We start from the raw sequence: 15,393 nt of genomic DNA on the forward strand, positions 1-15,393 counted from the left end.
GTTCAACCTGCTTGCGACAGCTTTTGGCGATGGTTGCCAAGCGCGGCCGGCTTGCGTGGTTTCGGCGCTTTCGGGCGAAATTTGATGAGAACTTCATTGCCATCCGTTGAGGCACGCGTGCGTTCCAGCCTCTCGCGTTCGGCTACTGCCTGCAGCCAATGTTCGGCGTCGCGGCCATGCGGCCTGCCTTCCGCTTCCCAGATCGCATAGGCTCGCTTGCATATCCACTCATGCCGGGAGGTGTTGCTCATTGTTCCGTCCTTCTTGCGCCGATCTTCTTCCCCGCGATCGATTCCACACGACTGGCCTTCCGCCACGGGCGGTACCTCGAGCTGATCTTGTAATAGGAGCCGGTAATATGCCGGCATTTCGATGGGGGCCGCACGGCGTGTTGCCATGCTCACCGGAAGAACGATTTCACCTGATATGTGTTCCCGACATATTGTGTGAAATTTCGCTCCAAGGAGGAGCGGTCACGCTGGGCGTGACCGCTCGCTGTTGGCTTCGTCATGTTTGACGCTCCAGTCCTTGTGTGATTTCTCGCCGGGCGGTGTGCGATGGATGGTGGCGTCATCGGAATGAGTGATGTCGCGGGGCTTAGCGCCGGAGACGCCGCTGTTGCGGCGGCCCTCGTCCGTACGGGCGAATTGTCCTTCGGCATCTTTGCGGATTTTGTCTTTATCGCTCATGATCCTGTCCTACTCGCGAACCTGATCGGGCCGAACAGGGGGACGACGCTTGGCGGCCATCAGCAAGTCCAGTTCGATGGAAGACGGACCGAAGCGGGTAAAAAGGCTTTCTGCCTGCTCGTCCTTAAGGCCGTATTTGGCTGCGAACTCGCGAAGGCTGTAAGGACGGCCACGCAGAGTGCGGCTGCGTCGTTCAGGTTGGTGAATGTGCGTCATTGCTGATCTCCCCAGACTGCTTGCGGGGGCAAAACCGGCCAACGCGCTAAAGGTTCCAAAACTGGCCTTCTGATACCGTCTTACAGGCGAAAACGCTGACGAGCCTAGCTCAACGGCAAAAAAATGCTGACAAGTCTCAATGAATTTCAATCGGTTAGATGTTCAGGCCGACTGAGGAGGCAGAAATGGCTTTATCACGCGTGTGTTACTCTATAAAATGAATCGTGTATCCGGTCCGAAGGAGGAGCCGAGCTTTTGTTTCCGCGTTGATCCGGGCCGGGTCTGAGGAAGCTGGCTTAATCCATCAGAGGAGACAGACATGATGAATGCACTGCCGCCACTTCACAACGGACATGCCCCGTTTACCCTGCAACAGCTGTTCCGTGAGGCTCTTTATGCCTATGAGGAATGGGACGGCGAGCTGACGGAGCCGATTGTCACCCATGAAGGCAGGGTCATTCCGATCAGCTTCGTTTTTGAAGCAATGCGTGAATGCACCGATATCGTCCCGGCCAATATTGTCGGTGCCGTCACCGAACGTCTGACTAAACCCTGGGAAGGCGAGGGGCCGCTGGACCAGATGACTTTTTCCACGGCAGCGCGCGTCCTGCGCGTTCTGGTGCGCAAGCGCCTTCTTGCCAACGGCACGCCTGACATCGTCGCACTTTCGGCGCGAGCATCCGAAGCTGAACCCCGCGAATAGACATGCGGGATCGCGGCACCAGTCGCGATCCTATTCTACTTCTGGGAACCCCGCTCATTTCCAGCCGTTGAAAAGGCAGAGAAGGAATGAGCACCATGTTGAGATCCATTTTACACGAAATCATGGGAACGGGTCGCGAGCCTCATCTGCCGCGATCGCTCGAGCAGTTTCTTGGCGAGAAGAACGTCTTGATCGTCTTCGCGGATTCTGAGGATGACAGGCCGATCATTCAGGACGAACTGCTGCGTAAGTCGCAGATGCGGCTGATCGAGGACGATATCGAGGTCTTCACCATCGCCGGTGGCGGAGCGTTTTCCCTGTTCGAGGATGGATATGATCTCGATGCCGACGATGTGCGCGAACAGCTTCAGGGGCCGATCAGCGGCGAATTCGGACTGGTACTGATCGGCACTGACGGCAAGATCAAACTGCGGTCAAGCGAACCAATGAGCGCAGAAGAAATCAGCCGCGCTGCCGATATCTCTTCGCCCAGTCATTAAAGCTCGAATGCTTCCCTGAGGCCGAAGCTTTTGCGTTCGCGCAGGTCGAGGTCAGCCTCGATATGGGCGATGTGATGCAGCATCAATTGGCAGGCGCGATCGAGTTCCTTGCGCTCGATCGCCTCGATAATGTCACCGTGTTCGGCGTGTCCGCAGCTTGAGACCGTCGATTGACCGTAAAGAGCGATCACCAGGGAGGAGCGGGCGACGAGTTCTTCCATGAAACGCTGCATGATCGCATTCCCGGATATGGCTGCGAGCGTCAGGTGGAAATCGCCCGATGCCTTGATCTCCGCGCGTCTGGCCGTCTGGCCGCGCTCGCCCATCAGCCGGCCTTCTTCCAAAAGCAGCTGCTTCAAGTGCTGAATGTCCGACGACGTCATACGGTCGGCCGCCTCCCGCAGAATGCCAGGCTCGACCAGCCTTCGGGCGGCGAAGATCTGCCGGGCTTCTTCCGGGGAGGGGTAGGCGACAAAGGCGCCGCGGTTTTTCTCGACGCTGACGAGACCTTCATAGGAAAGCGCCTGCAGGGCAGCGCGCGCCAGCGTGCGGCTGACATTGAAGAGATTGCCGACGTCGCTTTCTGACAGTTTCGTGCCGGGTGATAGCCGCCGCTCGACGATAGCGTCCCTGATCGCATCGCGGATCTGCGGGACGCCCGTTTCCTGGGTGTCGTCGTGTCTCATGGCGCTGGCAGCGGATTTCATGAAATCGGTTCCTTGGTGTCAGCAAACAATAGCTGCCTTCGTCTCAAAAGTTAAATGATTTTGCGCGCATAAAGCAGCTCTTATTGTATACGATCTTCTGCACAAATTGAGCACGAAAGCTCATTTTGTGTGCAGCGCGAAAAATGCTCTACCTTTCGCCAATGTGCATCATGTCATGAAAAGCTCATGATTTGTAAGGGCTTGGAGCGCTGCCTGCGAACTGGCACGGCGGATGCATCGTCTTTCTCGAACAGGGGAAGACACGATGTCGAAAGCGGCAGAGATCGATATAGCATCCGTTTCGAAGGTCTATGGCGCGACCACGGCGGTCCATGCCATCAGCCTGAAAATCCCGGCCGGCTCCTATTGCTGCTTCCTGGGGCCGTCAGGGTGCGGCAAGACCTCGACGCTGCGCATGATCGCCGGTCACGAGAGCATCTCGTCGGGCGACATCCGTCTCGGCAATGTCGTCGTCACCGATTTCCCGCCGGCAAAACGCGGCACGGCGATGATGTTCCAATCCTATGCGCTGTTTCCGCATCTCGACCTCGTCGACAACGTCGCCTTCAGTCTAAAGATGAAGGGCGTCGACAAGGATGAGCGCCGCTCCAAGGCGCTGGAGATGCTGAAGCTGATGCAAATGGATGCCTATGCATCCCGTCGGCCGGCGCAGCTTTCTGGCGGCCAGCAGCAGCGTGTCGCCCTGGCGCGTGCGCTGATCACCGGTCCGGAAGCACTGCTGCTAGACGAGCCGCTGTCTGCACTCGATCCCTTCCTGAAGATCCGCATGCGGGCGGAACTGAAGAAACTGCAGAAGACACTCGGCATCACCTTCGTACATGTGACGCACAGCCAGGAAGAGGCGATGGCGCTTGCCGATCTCATCGTCATCATGAACGACGGGCGGATCGAACAGGCCGCTTCGCCGCGTCAGGTCTTCGAAAAGCCGGCGACCGCTTTTGTCGCCCGGTTCATGGGCGATCACAATGTTCTCTCCGGCCGCGTCACATCGAGCGAAGGCGGCATTCTCACGCTGGTCGTGCCGGAGGGACAAAGTTTCTCGGTGCGCGGGACGGGCAGGGAGGTCGGCGAAGCTGTCGATATCGGCATCCGCACCGATCGCGTCCGCCTGACGGCCGCCGAGGACAAGACGCTCGGTTTCTCCGGTATCGTTTCCAACATTGAATATCGCGGCTCCTCGGTGAAAATCACCGTTTTCGGCGCCGGCAGCGACGACTTCACCGTCATCGCAAGTGACAGCGATTACTTCGCAAAGCCGGTCTCGGTCGGCGATGCGGTATCTCTGAGTTGGGCTCTGGAGGATGCCGTCCTCCTTGGCCGCGTTTCCGCATGACCTTCAGCATCAAAAAAAGGGGAACTGCCATGACGACTGAAACGAATACCACCAAAGCGGAAAAGGGTATTTCCCGCCGCTCGCTTCTGAAGACTGGGGCTGCCGCCGTCGGCGCCATTGCCGGCTCGGGCGCCATCACCGGCTTCCCGACCATCTGGGCGCAGTCCAACATCACGCTTCGCCAGTTCGGCACCGGCGTTTCGAACATCAATGCCATCGCCGAGAAGTGCAAGCAGGATCTCGGCATCACGCTGGAGATGACGGCGACCGATTCCGACGCTGCCGCTCAGCGCGCCGTGACCCAGCCCGACAGCTACGATATTGCCGATATCGAATACTGGATCTGCAAGAAGGTCTTCCCGACCGGTGTTCTGCAGCCGATGGACGTCAAGAAGCTCAAGTATTTTGACAAGGTCGTGCCGATCTTCACGACCGGAAAGCTGAAGGCCGACAGCACGATCGCGCAGGGGACGGCGCCGCATACGGTCGGCTTCGTCGAGGCGCAGGACTCCAAGAAGTTCGCGAAGGAACCGACCCAGTGGTTCACGATGATGCCGACCATCTACAATGCCGATACGCTCGGCATTCGTCCTGATCTGACCGGCCGCGACATCACCTCCTGGGCCGACATTCTCGATCCGGCCTACAAGGGCAAGACGGCAATCATCAACGTGCCGTCGATCGGCATCATGGATGCAGCGATGATTGCCGAAGCTTCCGGCAAGATCAAATATGCCGACAAGGGCAATATGACCAAGGAAGAGATCGACAAGACGATCGAATTCCTGATCAAGACCAAGGGTGACGGCCAGTTCCGCGCCTTCTGGAAGAGCTTCGATGAGTCCGTCAATCTGATGGCATCGGGCGAAGTCGTCATCCAGTCCATGTGGTCGCCGGCCGTCGCCGCCGTCCGCTCGAAGGGCATCGCCTGCCGATTCCAGCCGCTGAAGGAAGGCTATCGCGCCTGGGGCGGCGGTCTCGGCCTTGCGGCGCATCTCAAGGGTGCGCAGCTCGATGCAGCCTACGAGTATATCAACTGGTACACGTCCGGCTGGGTCGGCGCCTATCTCAACCGGCAAGGCTACTATTCGGCATGCCTTGAAACCGCCAAGGGATTCATGACTGCCGACGAGTGGGGCTACTGGATGGAAGGCAAAGCCGCTCAGGGCGATATCCTCTCGCCGGAAGGCAAGGTCATGGAGAAGGCCGGCTCGGTTCGTGACGGCGGCTCCTTCGAAGACCGTATCGGTCATATCGCCTGCTGGAACTCCGTCATGGACGAAGACCGTTACATGGTTCGCCGCTGGAACGAGTTCATCGCGGCGTAAGGCAGATCGGCGTTTGCCGTTTTTCCCTCCCTAACCCTCCCCACAAGGGGAAAGGAACCTATCGAGGGTACGGTACCGTTCTCCCTCCCCCTTGTGGGGAGGGTTGGGGAGGGGTCTTTTGATCCCTCTCTATTCGGACAAGGACAGATTTCCGAAGGGGGAAGAATGGCCACGATCGCTTCAGAGCAGACGATACCGGCAGCGGAGACGCCCAAACGCGCCTTCCGGCTTGCGCCATGGGCGATCTCCTACCTGCAGGCTGCGCCACTCATCGCCATTCTCGGCTTCTTCTTCATCCTGCCGATCGCCATGATCGCGGTCGTCAGCTTCTGGGACTATGACTTTGCCGGCCTCTATCCCGACTTCCTGACCATGAACTATACCGACACGATCGGTTCGTGGGTCACGTGGAAAACCTATCTCAACACTTTGAAGTTCACCGTTGTCGTCTGGGCGCTGACGCTCTTCATCGGTTTCTGGGTCGCCTATTTTCTCGCCTTCCATATCCGCAGGACCTCGACGCAGATGATCCTCTTTCTTGTCTGCACCGTGCCCTTCATGACCTCGAACATCATCCGCATGATCTCGTGGATTCCGGTGCTCGGCCGTAACGGCCTCGTCAACTCGGCGCTGGTAGAGATGGGCATCGTGCCGCAACCGGTGGAATGGCTGCTCTATTCGGATTTTGCCGTGGTTCTCGCCATGGTGCATCTCTACACGCTTTTCATGGTGACGCCGATCTTCAACACGCTCATGCGCATCGATCGCTCGCTGTTCGAGGCGGCGCGCGATGCCGGGGCCTCCGGCTGGCAGGTACTGTGGAATGTCATCATTCCGCTCGCCAAGCCCGGCATGGCGATCGGCACGATCTTCGTCGTCACCCTGGTCATGGCCGATTTTTCCACCGTGCAGGTCATGTCCGGCGGCCAGAGCGCCTCGGTGGCGCTGATGATGAAGAACCAGATGTCGCTGCTGCAATATCCGGCCGCTGCCGCCAATGCGGTCGTGCTTTTGGTCGTCGTGCTGATGATGGTTGCCGCGATCCTGCGCGTCGTCGATATCCGCAAGGAGCTTTAGGATGTACCGCGAAAAACGCTCCCGCGAATTCTACGTGCTCGCCGTCTTCTTCGCGATCTTCGTGCTCTTTCTTTACGGGCCACTCTCGGCGATCGTAATTCTTTCCTTCCAGGGGCCGGACGGTGGCCTGACCTTTCCGCTGAACGGCGTTTCGCTGCACTGGTTTTTCAACCTCTTCGAGAAGCAGGCGGTCGGCGACTTCGGCGCCTCCTTCCAGCGCTCCTTCATCCTCGGCCTGATGGTGATGGTCGTCACGGTGGTGGTCTCGCTGATGGCGGGCCTTGCCTTCCGCCGGCGTTTCCGCGGTTCGTCGGTGCTGTTCTACGCGACGGTCGCGAGCCTCGTCGTACCGTCGATCATCATCTCACTCGGCATCGGTGTGGTCTTCCAGCAAGGCGGCCTGCGGCCCGCCTGGTATTCCTCGGCCTTCGGGGCGCATCTGACTTGGACGTTGCCTTTCGGCGTGCTGATCATGTTTGCCGTCTTCAACCGTTTCTCGCCGGCATACGAGGAGGCCGCGCGCGATCTTGGCGCAACGTCGTGGCAAACCTTCCGCCATGTCGTGCTACCGATGATCGCGCCCAGTCTCATCGGCGTTGGCCTGTTCGGGTTCACGCTCTCCTATGACGAATTCGCCCGCACGCTGATGACGTCTGGCACCTACAATACGCTGCCGCTCGAAATCTACGGCATGACCACGAACGTAACGACGCCTGTGCTCTATGCGCTCGGCACGGTCACCACGCTCTTCTCCTTCACCATCATTCTCGTCGCGCTCGGCATTATGACGATGCTCGGCCGGCGGCAGGCAAAGACCAGCTGACATGCGCATATTGATCATCAATCCCAATACGACCGCCTCCATGACCGAGAAAGCGGCAGCCGCTGCCAGTGCGGTTGCCGCCGCCGGCACCGAGATCATTGCAGCCACCTCACGCATGGGGCCCGTCTCAATTGAGGGACATTATGACGGGGCGCTAGCTATCCCCGGTCTGCTGACGGAGCTGAGAGAGCGGCAGGCGGCAGGTTATGATGCCGCGATTGTCGCCTGTTTCGACGATACCGGGCTCGATGCAGCGCGTACCTTTGCAAATGTTCCGGTTCTCGGACTTTGTGAATCCGCTGTCGCTACCGCGGGCTTCCTCGCCCAGCGCTTTACGGTCGTGACCACTCTGGAGCGCTCCCGTGTGCTCATCGACAATCTCGTGCGCCGCTATGGCATGGGCGGGCGGGCGAAGGTGCGGGCATCGGATATTCCGGTGCTGGAACTCGAAGACGAAACATCAGGGGCGATCGGCAAACTGAAAGCGGAAATCGAGCGGGCGCTTTCGGAGGATGGTGCGGAAGCCGTCGTGCTCGGCTGTGCCGGCATGACCGCTCTGGCGCGCGAATTGCAGGAGCTCTATGGCGTGCCCGTCATCGATGGTGTGGCGGCAGCGGTCAAGCAGGCTGAAGCGCTGGTTTCGCTTGGTCTTTCCACGAGCAAGCGTGGCTCCTATGCCTCGCCGCTGCCGAAGGCTTTCACGGGCGCGATGAGCGGCTTTGCACCGATCCGGGCGGTTGGCTGAGCATGGCCGTTTCCTTCGATTTCGCCGCCCTCAGCGAACGCGAACGCTACAAGCTGATGATTGGCACGATCATTCCCCGGCCGATCGCGCTGGTAACGACTGTTGATGAGGAGGGGCGCGTCAATGCCGCACCCTTCTCCTTCTTCAACTGCCTGTCGGCCGATCCGCCGATCCTGGCCATCGGCGTCGAAAACCACCCGGATATGTCGTTCAAGGATACCGGCCATAATATCCGCATAACCGAGGTTTTCACGGTCAATATCGTCTCCTTCGCGATCGCCAAGGCCATGCATATTTGCGGCGCCAAATATCCGCGTGGCGTCAACGAGTTGAAGGAGGCAGGACTGACGGCGATGCCGGGCGTGAAGGTCGCATCGCCCTGGATCGAGGAGGCGCCGGCGGCCTTCGAATGCCGTCGGCATGTGACGCTCGAACTCGGCAAATCGCGGCAGATCATCATGGGCGAGATCGTCTATGCACATTACCGCGACGGGGTGGTCGATCCCGAGCGGCTGCATGTGGATCCAGCCATGGTCGATGCCATCGCACGGCTTGGCGGCGATACCTGCTCGACCATCCGCGACCGCTTCGAGATGCTGACGCCGAAACTCTAAGCCGTGCAAAGCGCCAAGTTTTGACTTTACTTTTTCCCTTCGCGTGAGAATGGTCACAGCCGATCATCGCGCCAGAGGAGGGCCGTGCCATGTCTATCGACGAGGATTTGATCCGTATCGCCGAGCAGGAAAAGGCTTTGAGCTTCGATGCGTTCGATCTGACGACTGCATGGCAGCTCGGCAAGCTCCTGCAGGAGTTGGCCACCGAACGCGGCCTCGGCATTGCGATCGATATCACGCTGCATTCCATGCCCGTCTTCTATGCGGCGCTGCCGGGTGTCACGCCTGACAACGTCAACTGGGTGCGTCGAAAGCGCAATATGGTCTTCCGCTATTTTCGCAGCAGCTATGCCTCCGGCCTGAAGCTGCAGAAGGAAGGTAAGACGGTGGAGGACAACGGTCTTTCTGCCGCCGATTATGCGCCGCATGGCGGGAGCTTCCCAATCAATGTCAGAGGCACGGGCTGTGTCGGTGCCGTCACCGTTTCCGGTCTACCGCAGCGGGACGATCATAATCTCGCTGTCGAGGCGCTGGCGCTGATCCTGGCGAAGGATCTCGATATGTTGCGGCTTGCATAAAGCCGCCTCTTTGTTGACAAATAAAGGCCACGGAATCTTCAAAATCGCGGTCCGTTCTCGGTGACCCTTGTATTTCGTGACGATAAGGTGCGCCCGGTTTTGTGACTTGCCGCCGGGACACCATGTTACGTTTGCTCTTTGCCTTTGCTGCTACTGGTCTCGAGTCTTTTCCTCGTCTCCTGCAATACGCTCTCGAAGGAAGAATGCGTCGCCGCCGATTGGCGGGTGATCGGTCAATCCGATGGCGCTGCCGGTTACGAGCCGCAGGAGCGTTTTGCCGCCCACGCCAAGTCCTGCGAGCGGATAAAGATCGTGCCCGATCAGACCATCTGGTATCAGGGCTATCAGGCGGGCCTCGTGCGCTATTGTACGCCGATGAGCGGTCTGATGCATGGGCAGGCGGGTCACGGCTACTCCAATGTCTGCCCGCCCGAAACGGCACCCGGTTTCCTGCGCGGCTATACGCTCGGCAACCGTCAGAACTCGCAGCAGTCGCGGCTGAACTCGCTACAGAGCGACTATATGTCGAAGGAAACCGAGATCGACGACCTGTCACGCAAGCTCAAAGATGCTCCGGATGCGAACCGGCGCGATATCCGTCGGCGGATTGACGATCTTGAAGACGATCTGCGCCGCATTCGCCGCGAGCAGCGAGATGTGCAGGACGAACTCGACAATACCAGCGCCGAGGTGCAGTGGTTCCAGCAGAACCCGAACGCCGCGCCGCCGGTCATGCCAGGCTACTGAGGCTTTCGCCTCAGAGCTTGCCGCCGGCTTCGATAATACCCTTGGTCAGGCTGCCCGTTGCCGGGAAGAGCGGGATGAGGCAGGCCTGCAGGGCATGGTAGATGTCGCCCTTGCCGGGAAAGAGCGAGTGTGAGGGCACCAGATCTTCCGTCAGTTCCTCATGCCAGCCGCCATTCTTGTGGTCGATAAACGCGCGCTCGATCACGTTCCAGATCTTGCGGTAGCATTCCTCGTGATAATCGCTCGGCAGGTGCTCGTTGAGGAAATGCGCGGCCGCGGCACCCTCGCAGGCGGGCCACCAGAGTTTGTTGCGCTTGGCGGGCTTGTCGGCCCAATCGAGCGTGTAGAAGAAGCCGCCCTTGTCATTATCCCAGCCGAGAACCATAGATTGCTCGAAAAGGGCCTTGGCGGCATCCGGCATCCATTCGATTTTCTTGCCGCCGAGCGCCCAGAGCTGCAGGATCAGGCGGGTCCATTCCAGCCAATGACCCGGCGTTGTGCCGGCCGGGCGGAACATTTCGTTCGGATGATAGTAATCCTTATCGAGGTTCCATTCGGCATCGAAATGTTCGGCGACACGCCAGTCGACGGAACCAGCCGAACGGCGAATGACGAGATCGGCAATGCTCTCGGCCTTGGTCAGATACTCCCGATCGCCGGTCGCTTCGAAGGCAGCCATCAGCGCTTCGGTGAGATGCATGTTGGAGTTCTGGCCGCGATAGGTGCCGCCGTCGAGCGGTTGCCAGTCGGCGGTGAATTCTTCCGCAATGGCGCCGTGCTTGGCTTCCCAGAATTTTGTGTTCAGAACCTCGGTAATATCGGCGAGCATGCCATCGGCGAGCGGGTGGCCGATCGTCTTGGCTGAGGACGCAGCAAGGAGAACGAAGGCATGGCCGTAGCCCTGCTTGTTGGAATCGACGGGACCGTTGTTATTCACTGACCAGACGTAACCGCCATTCTTGCGGTCGCGGTGTTGGTTCCAGATGTAGTTCATGCCGTGATCGACGACATCGGCCGCACCCGGGCGGCCGAGCAGCGTGCCGATCGAGAAGCAGTGGACGGCGCGTGAAGCGATATGGAGTGGGCGCACCTGGCCTTCGGCATCGAGCGGCTTGCCAGCGTCGTCGAGGTCGTAGAAGCCGCCATTGGGATTAATGGAATTGTGCTGGAAGAAATCGAAGAGACCGTTGGCCTGCGAAAGCAGCCAGTCTCGGTGATAGGTGCGGGTGGACCAGTTGCCGAGTGCAGATGCCATGATACTCCTCCGAATTCGTGCACAATGCCTTGGGAAACGCCTATATAGGGGTCAGGCGAGTCTGTCATCCGCCAAGGCTTGCAATGCTCTAAAGCAATCGGCATATGTTGACATAAAGATATCTTTATGTGATTTGTCGTTTCCGATCTTATGACGTCAAGGAGCCTTCCCGTGTTCGACAATCTCTTTGGTCCCGAAGGGGGCAAGCGTGATGGCAGTGAAGTTTTTGCGGCGCTGAAGAACGCTGCCAGCGAACGCATCCTCGTTCTTGACGGCGCCATGGGCACGCAGATCCAGGGCCTGGGCTTCGATGAAGACCATTTTCGCGGCGACCGCTTCATCGGCTGTGCCTGCCATCAGAAGGGCAATAATGACCTGCTGATCCTGTCGCAGCCGGATGCGATCGAGGAAATCCACTATAAATACGCCAAGGCCGGTGCCGATATCCTCGAAACCAACACCTTCTCCTCGACCCGCATCGCGCAGGCCGATTACCAGATGGAAGGCGAGGTCTATGCGCTGAACAAGGAAGGGGCCGAGATCGTGCGCCGCGCCGCCCAGCGGGCGGAGCGCGAAGACGGCAAGCGCCGTTTCGTTGCCGGTGCCATCGGCCCCACGAACCGCACGGCCTCCATCTCGCCTGACGTCAACAATCCGGGCTTCCGCGCCGTCACCTTCGATGACCTGCGCGAAGCCTATGCCGAGCAGATCGACGGCCTGATCGATGGTGGCGCCGATATCATCCTGATCGAGACAATCTTCGACACGCTGAACGCCAAGGCGGCAATCTTCGCCTGCGAGGAGCGTTTCGAGGCCAAGGGCATTCGTCTGCCTGTCATGATCTCCGGTACGATCACCGACCTTTCGGGCCGCACGCTGTCCGGCCAGACGCCGAGCGCTTTCTGGAATTCGGTGCGTCACGCCAACCCGTTCACGATCGGATTGAACTGTGCGCTTGGCGCCAATGCGATGCGCCCGCATCTGCAGGAGCTTTCAGGTGTCGCCGACACGTTCGTCTGCGCCTATCCGAACGCTGGCCTGCCGAACGAATTCGGCCAGTATGATGAAACGCCGGAATCCATGTCGGCTCAGATCGAGGGCTTTGCCCGCGACGGTCTCGTCAACATCGTCGGCGGCTGCTGCGGCTCGACGCCGGACCATATCCGTGCCATCGCGCAGGCCGTTTCCAAGTACAAGCCGCGCCCGATCCCGGAACACAAGCCGCTGATGTCGCTGTCGGGTCTCGAGCCCTTTCAGCTCACCAAGGACATTCCCTTCGTCAATGTCGGCGAGCGTACCAACGTCACCGGCTCGGCCAAGTTCCGCAAGCTGATCACCAACGCCGATTTCACGGCAGCGCTCGATGTCGCCCGCGACCAGGTCGAGAACGGCGCGCAGGTCATCGACATCAACATGGACGAGGGCCTGATCGATTCCGAGAAGGCGATGGTCGAGTTCCTGAACCTGATCGCCGCCGAGCCGGATATCGCCCGCGTGCCTGTGATGATCGATAGTTCGAAGTTCTCGATCATCGAATCCGGCCTGAAACGCGTCCAGGGCAAGCCGATCGTCAACTCGATCTCACTGAAGGAAGGCGAGGAGAACTTTCTCGCCCAGGCGCGCCTGCTGCGCAATTATGGCGCGGCCGTCGTCGTCATGGCTTTCGATGAGACGGGGCAGGCGGACAGCTACGAGCGCAAGGTCGAGATTTGCACGCGCGCCTATAAGCTGCTGACGGAAAAGGTCGGCTTTCCGCCAGAAGATATCATCTTTGATCCGAACATCTTCGCGGTCGCGACCGGTATCGAAGAACACAATAATTACGGCGTCGACTTCATCGAGGCCACGCGCACGATCCGAAAGACCATGCCGCTCGTGCATATTTCCGGCGGCGTGTCGAACCTTTCCTTCTCCTTCCGCGGCAACGAGCCGGTGCGCGAGGCGATGCACGCCGTCTTCCTCTACCACGCCATTCAGGCGGGCATGGACATGGGCATCGTCAATGCCGGACAGTTGGCCGTCTACGACCAGATCGATCCGGAACTGCGCGAGGCCTGCGAAGACGTGGTGCTGAACCGCCGCGCCGACGCGACCGAGAGGTTGCTCGAGGTTGCCGAACGCTTCCGCGGCGCCGGCGCCAAGGAAGCCAAGGCGCAGGATCTTTCCTGGCGCGAGTGGAGCGTCGAAAAACGTCTCGAACACGCGCTTGTCAACGGTATTACCGAATATATCGAAGCCGATACCGAAGAAGCTCGCCAGCAGGCCGCGCGCCCGTTGCACGTCATCGAAGGCCCGCTGATGGCCGGCATGAATGTCGTCGGCGACCTCTTCGGCTCTGGCAAGATGTTCCTGCCGCAGGTGGTCAAGTCCGCCCGGGTCATGAAGCAGGCCGTTGCCGTTCTTCTTCCCTATATGGAAGAAGAGAAGCGCCAGAATGGCGGCGATGAACGTCAGTCCGCAGGCAAGATTCTGATGGCGACCGTCAAGGGCGACGTGCACGATATCGGCAAGAACATCGTCGGCGTCGTGCTCGCCTGCAACAATTACGAGATCATCGACCTCGGCGTCATGGTGCCGGCGACGAAGATCTTGGAAACGGCGGTTGCCGAGAAGGTCGATGTCATCGGTCTCTCGGGCCTCATCACGCCATCGCTCGACGAGATGGTGCATGTCGCGGCCGAAATGGAGCGGCAGGGCCTCGATATTCCGCTTCTGATCGGCGGCGCCACAACCAGCCGCGTGCACACGGCCGTCAAGATACATCCAGGCTATAACAAGGGCCAGACGGTCTATGTGACGGATGCGAGCCGCGCCGTCGGTGTTGTCTCGTCGCTGCTGTCGCCGGAGGGCCGCCAGACCTATATCGATGAGATCAAGGCGGAATATGCCAAGGTCGCCGCCGCCCATGCGCGCAGCGAAGCCGAGAAGGTGCGCCTGCCGCTCGCGCGTGCTCGCGAGAATGCGCAGAAGATCGACTGGACGGCTTACAAGCCAACCACGCCGAGCTTCCTTGGAAGCAAGGTATTCGAAGATTACGATCTGGCAGAGCTTGCGAAATACATCGACTGGACGCCGTTCTTCCAGACTTGGGAGCTGCGCGGCCGCTACCCGGCGATCCTCGAGGATGAGAAACAGGGCGAAGCAGCACGCGCCCTCTGGGCCGACGCTCAGGCGATGCTGAAGAAGATCATCGACGAGAAGTGGTTCCGTCCCCGCGCCGTTATCGGCTTTTGGCCGGCCGGCACTGTCGGCGACGATATCCGCCTCTTCAAGGATGATGCCCGCAAGGAGAAACTGGCTACCTTCTACACGTTGCGCCAGCAGCTTTCGAAGCGCGACGGCCGTCCGAATGTAGCGTTGTCGGACTTCGTAGCGCCCGTCGATAGCGGCGTGCAGGATTATGTCGGCGGCTTCGTCGTGACCGCCGGCTTCGAGGAGATCGCCATTGCCGAGCGTTTCGAGCGCTCGAATGACGACTATTCCTCGATTCTGGTCAAGGCGCTTGCCGACCGCTTCGCTGAAGCCTTCGCCGAATGCATGCACGAACGTGTGCGCCGCGAGTATTGGGGCTATGCCAGGGATGAGCACCTCTCCAACGAGGAGCTCATCACCGAGGCCTATGCCGGTATCCGTCCGGCGCCCGGCTATCCCGCGCAGCCCGATCACACTGAGAAGAAGACGCTGTTTTCCCTTCTCGACGCAGAGAACACTGCCGGCGTGAAGCTGACGGAGAGCTATGCGATGTGGCCGGGCTCCTCGGTTTCCGGCATCTATATCGCCCACCCCGACTCCTATTATTTCGGCGTCGCCAAGGTCGAGCGCGATCAGGTGGAAGACTATGCCAAGCGTAAGGGCATGGAGATATCCGAGGTCGAGCGCTGGCTCGGACCGGTTCTCAATTATGTGCCGCGTAAGGCCGATGAGGATATCGAAGACGCGGCCTGATTGCCGAATCTATTCCGTCACTTCAGGCTAGGCGCTCAGTGATCGATCTAATGAACGGAAAAGCCGGAAAGTGATTCACTTTCCGGCTTTAACTTTTTGAAGTGAATGAGAT

The 15,393-nt window shown here is 59.5% G+C and carries 16 protein-coding genes; 11 read left to right on the plus strand and 5 right to left on the minus strand.

Annotated features, from left to right (window positions below):
- Positions 1 to 2 precede the first annotated feature (2 nt).
- From EV281_RS14245 to EV281_RS14255, 3 genes are all read right to left on the minus strand, one after another.
- A complete protein-coding gene (locus EV281_RS14245) occupies positions 3 to 251 on the minus strand; it encodes a DUF2934 domain-containing protein (RefSeq protein WP_132654306.1) in 249 nt (82 codons plus the stop codon).
- Positions 252 to 473: 222 nt separating this feature from the next.
- Entirely contained in the window at positions 474 to 689 is a 216-nt protein-coding gene (locus EV281_RS14250; protein WP_132653738.1) for a hypothetical protein, read from the minus strand.
- Between the two features lie 9 nt (positions 690 to 698).
- Positions 699 to 905: a hypothetical protein gene (locus EV281_RS14255; RefSeq protein ID WP_132653739.1), complete on the minus strand. Its 207-nt coding sequence runs from the start codon at positions 903 to 905 to the stop codon at positions 699 to 701.
- 319 nt (positions 906 to 1,224) lie between these two features.
- On the opposite strand from EV281_RS14255, the gene EV281_RS14260 reads away from it, so the two are divergent.
- Both EV281_RS14260 and EV281_RS14265 read left to right on the plus strand, forming a co-directional pair.
- Positions 1,225 to 1,608, plus strand: coding sequence for a hypothetical protein (locus EV281_RS14260; RefSeq protein ID WP_132653740.1), 384 nt, complete (start codon positions 1,225 to 1,227; stop codon positions 1,606 to 1,608).
- A gap of 95 nt (positions 1,609 to 1,703) precedes the next feature.
- Positions 1,704 to 2,108: a DUF4174 domain-containing protein gene (locus tag EV281_RS14265; RefSeq protein ID WP_132653741.1), complete on the plus strand. Its 405-nt coding sequence runs from the start codon at positions 1,704 to 1,706 to the stop codon at positions 2,106 to 2,108.
- Here the strand turns inward: EV281_RS14265 and EV281_RS14270 are convergent.
- Positions 2,105 to 2,815, minus strand: a complete 711-nt coding sequence (locus EV281_RS14270) for a GntR family transcriptional regulator (protein ID WP_132653742.1) — start codon at positions 2,813 to 2,815, stop codon at positions 2,105 to 2,107. The two genes, EV281_RS14265 and EV281_RS14270, sit on opposite strands and share 4 nt — an antisense overlap.
- 265 nt (positions 2,816 to 3,080) lie before the next feature.
- On the opposite strand from EV281_RS14270, the gene EV281_RS14275 reads away from it, so the two are divergent.
- The 8 genes from EV281_RS14275 to EV281_RS14310 all read left to right on the plus strand — a co-directional run bounded on the left by EV281_RS14275 (position 3,081) and on the right by EV281_RS14310 (position 10,081).
- A complete protein-coding gene (locus EV281_RS14275; RefSeq protein ID WP_132653743.1) occupies positions 3,081 to 4,169 on the plus strand; it encodes an ABC transporter ATP-binding protein in 1,089 nt (362 codons plus the stop codon).
- Between the two features lie 29 nt (positions 4,170 to 4,198).
- Positions 4,199 to 5,497: a PotD/PotF family extracellular solute-binding protein gene (locus EV281_RS14280; RefSeq protein WP_132653744.1), complete on the plus strand. Its 1,299-nt coding sequence runs from the start codon at positions 4,199 to 4,201 to the stop codon at positions 5,495 to 5,497.
- Between the two features lie 165 nt (positions 5,498 to 5,662).
- Positions 5,663 to 6,574 carry an ABC transporter permease gene (locus EV281_RS14285; protein WP_132653745.1) on the plus strand — a complete coding sequence of 304 codons (912 nt, stop codon included), beginning with the start codon at positions 5,663 to 5,665 and terminating at the stop codon, positions 6,572 to 6,574.
- A 1-nt stretch (position 6,575) separates the two neighbouring features.
- A complete protein-coding gene (locus EV281_RS14290; RefSeq protein ID WP_132653746.1) occupies positions 6,576 to 7,397 on the plus strand; it encodes an ABC transporter permease in 822 nt (273 codons plus the stop codon).
- A gap of 1 nt (position 7,398) precedes the next feature.
- Complete coding sequence (locus EV281_RS14295; protein WP_132653747.1) at positions 7,399 to 8,142, plus strand: aspartate/glutamate racemase family protein; 744 nt, start codon at positions 7,399 to 7,401, stop codon at positions 8,140 to 8,142.
- Between the two features lie 2 nt (positions 8,143 to 8,144).
- Positions 8,145 to 8,756: a flavin reductase family protein gene (locus EV281_RS14300; RefSeq protein WP_132653748.1), complete on the plus strand. Its 612-nt coding sequence runs from the start codon at positions 8,145 to 8,147 to the stop codon at positions 8,754 to 8,756.
- Between the two features lie 89 nt (positions 8,757 to 8,845).
- Positions 8,846 to 9,334 (plus strand): heme-degrading domain-containing protein, encoded by a 489-nt coding sequence (locus tag EV281_RS14305; RefSeq protein WP_132653749.1) that lies wholly within the window; start codon positions 8,846 to 8,848, stop codon positions 9,332 to 9,334.
- 138 nt (positions 9,335 to 9,472) lie between these two features.
- Entirely contained in the window at positions 9,473 to 10,081 is a 609-nt protein-coding gene (locus EV281_RS14310) for a DUF2799 domain-containing protein (protein WP_132653750.1), read from the plus strand.
- 10 nt (positions 10,082 to 10,091) lie between these two features.
- Here EV281_RS14310 and EV281_RS14315 read toward each other — a convergent pair whose 3' ends face one another.
- Positions 10,092 to 11,336 carry an AGE family epimerase/isomerase gene (locus tag EV281_RS14315; RefSeq protein ID WP_132653751.1) on the minus strand — a complete coding sequence of 415 codons (1,245 nt, stop codon included), beginning with the start codon at positions 11,334 to 11,336 and terminating at the stop codon, positions 10,092 to 10,094.
- A gap of 171 nt (positions 11,337 to 11,507) precedes the next feature.
- Here EV281_RS14315 and metH point away from each other — a divergent pair, with 171 nt between their 5' ends.
- Entirely contained in the window at positions 11,508 to 15,281 is a 3,774-nt protein-coding gene (gene metH, locus EV281_RS14320; RefSeq protein ID WP_132653752.1) for a methionine synthase, read from the plus strand.
- Positions 15,282 to 15,393: the final 112 nt, after the last annotated feature.

Origin of the sequence: Rhizobium sp. BK418 (genome assembly GCF_004341105.1) — a bacterium.
Classification (GTDB): domain Bacteria; phylum Pseudomonadota; class Alphaproteobacteria; order Rhizobiales; family Rhizobiaceae; genus Rhizobium.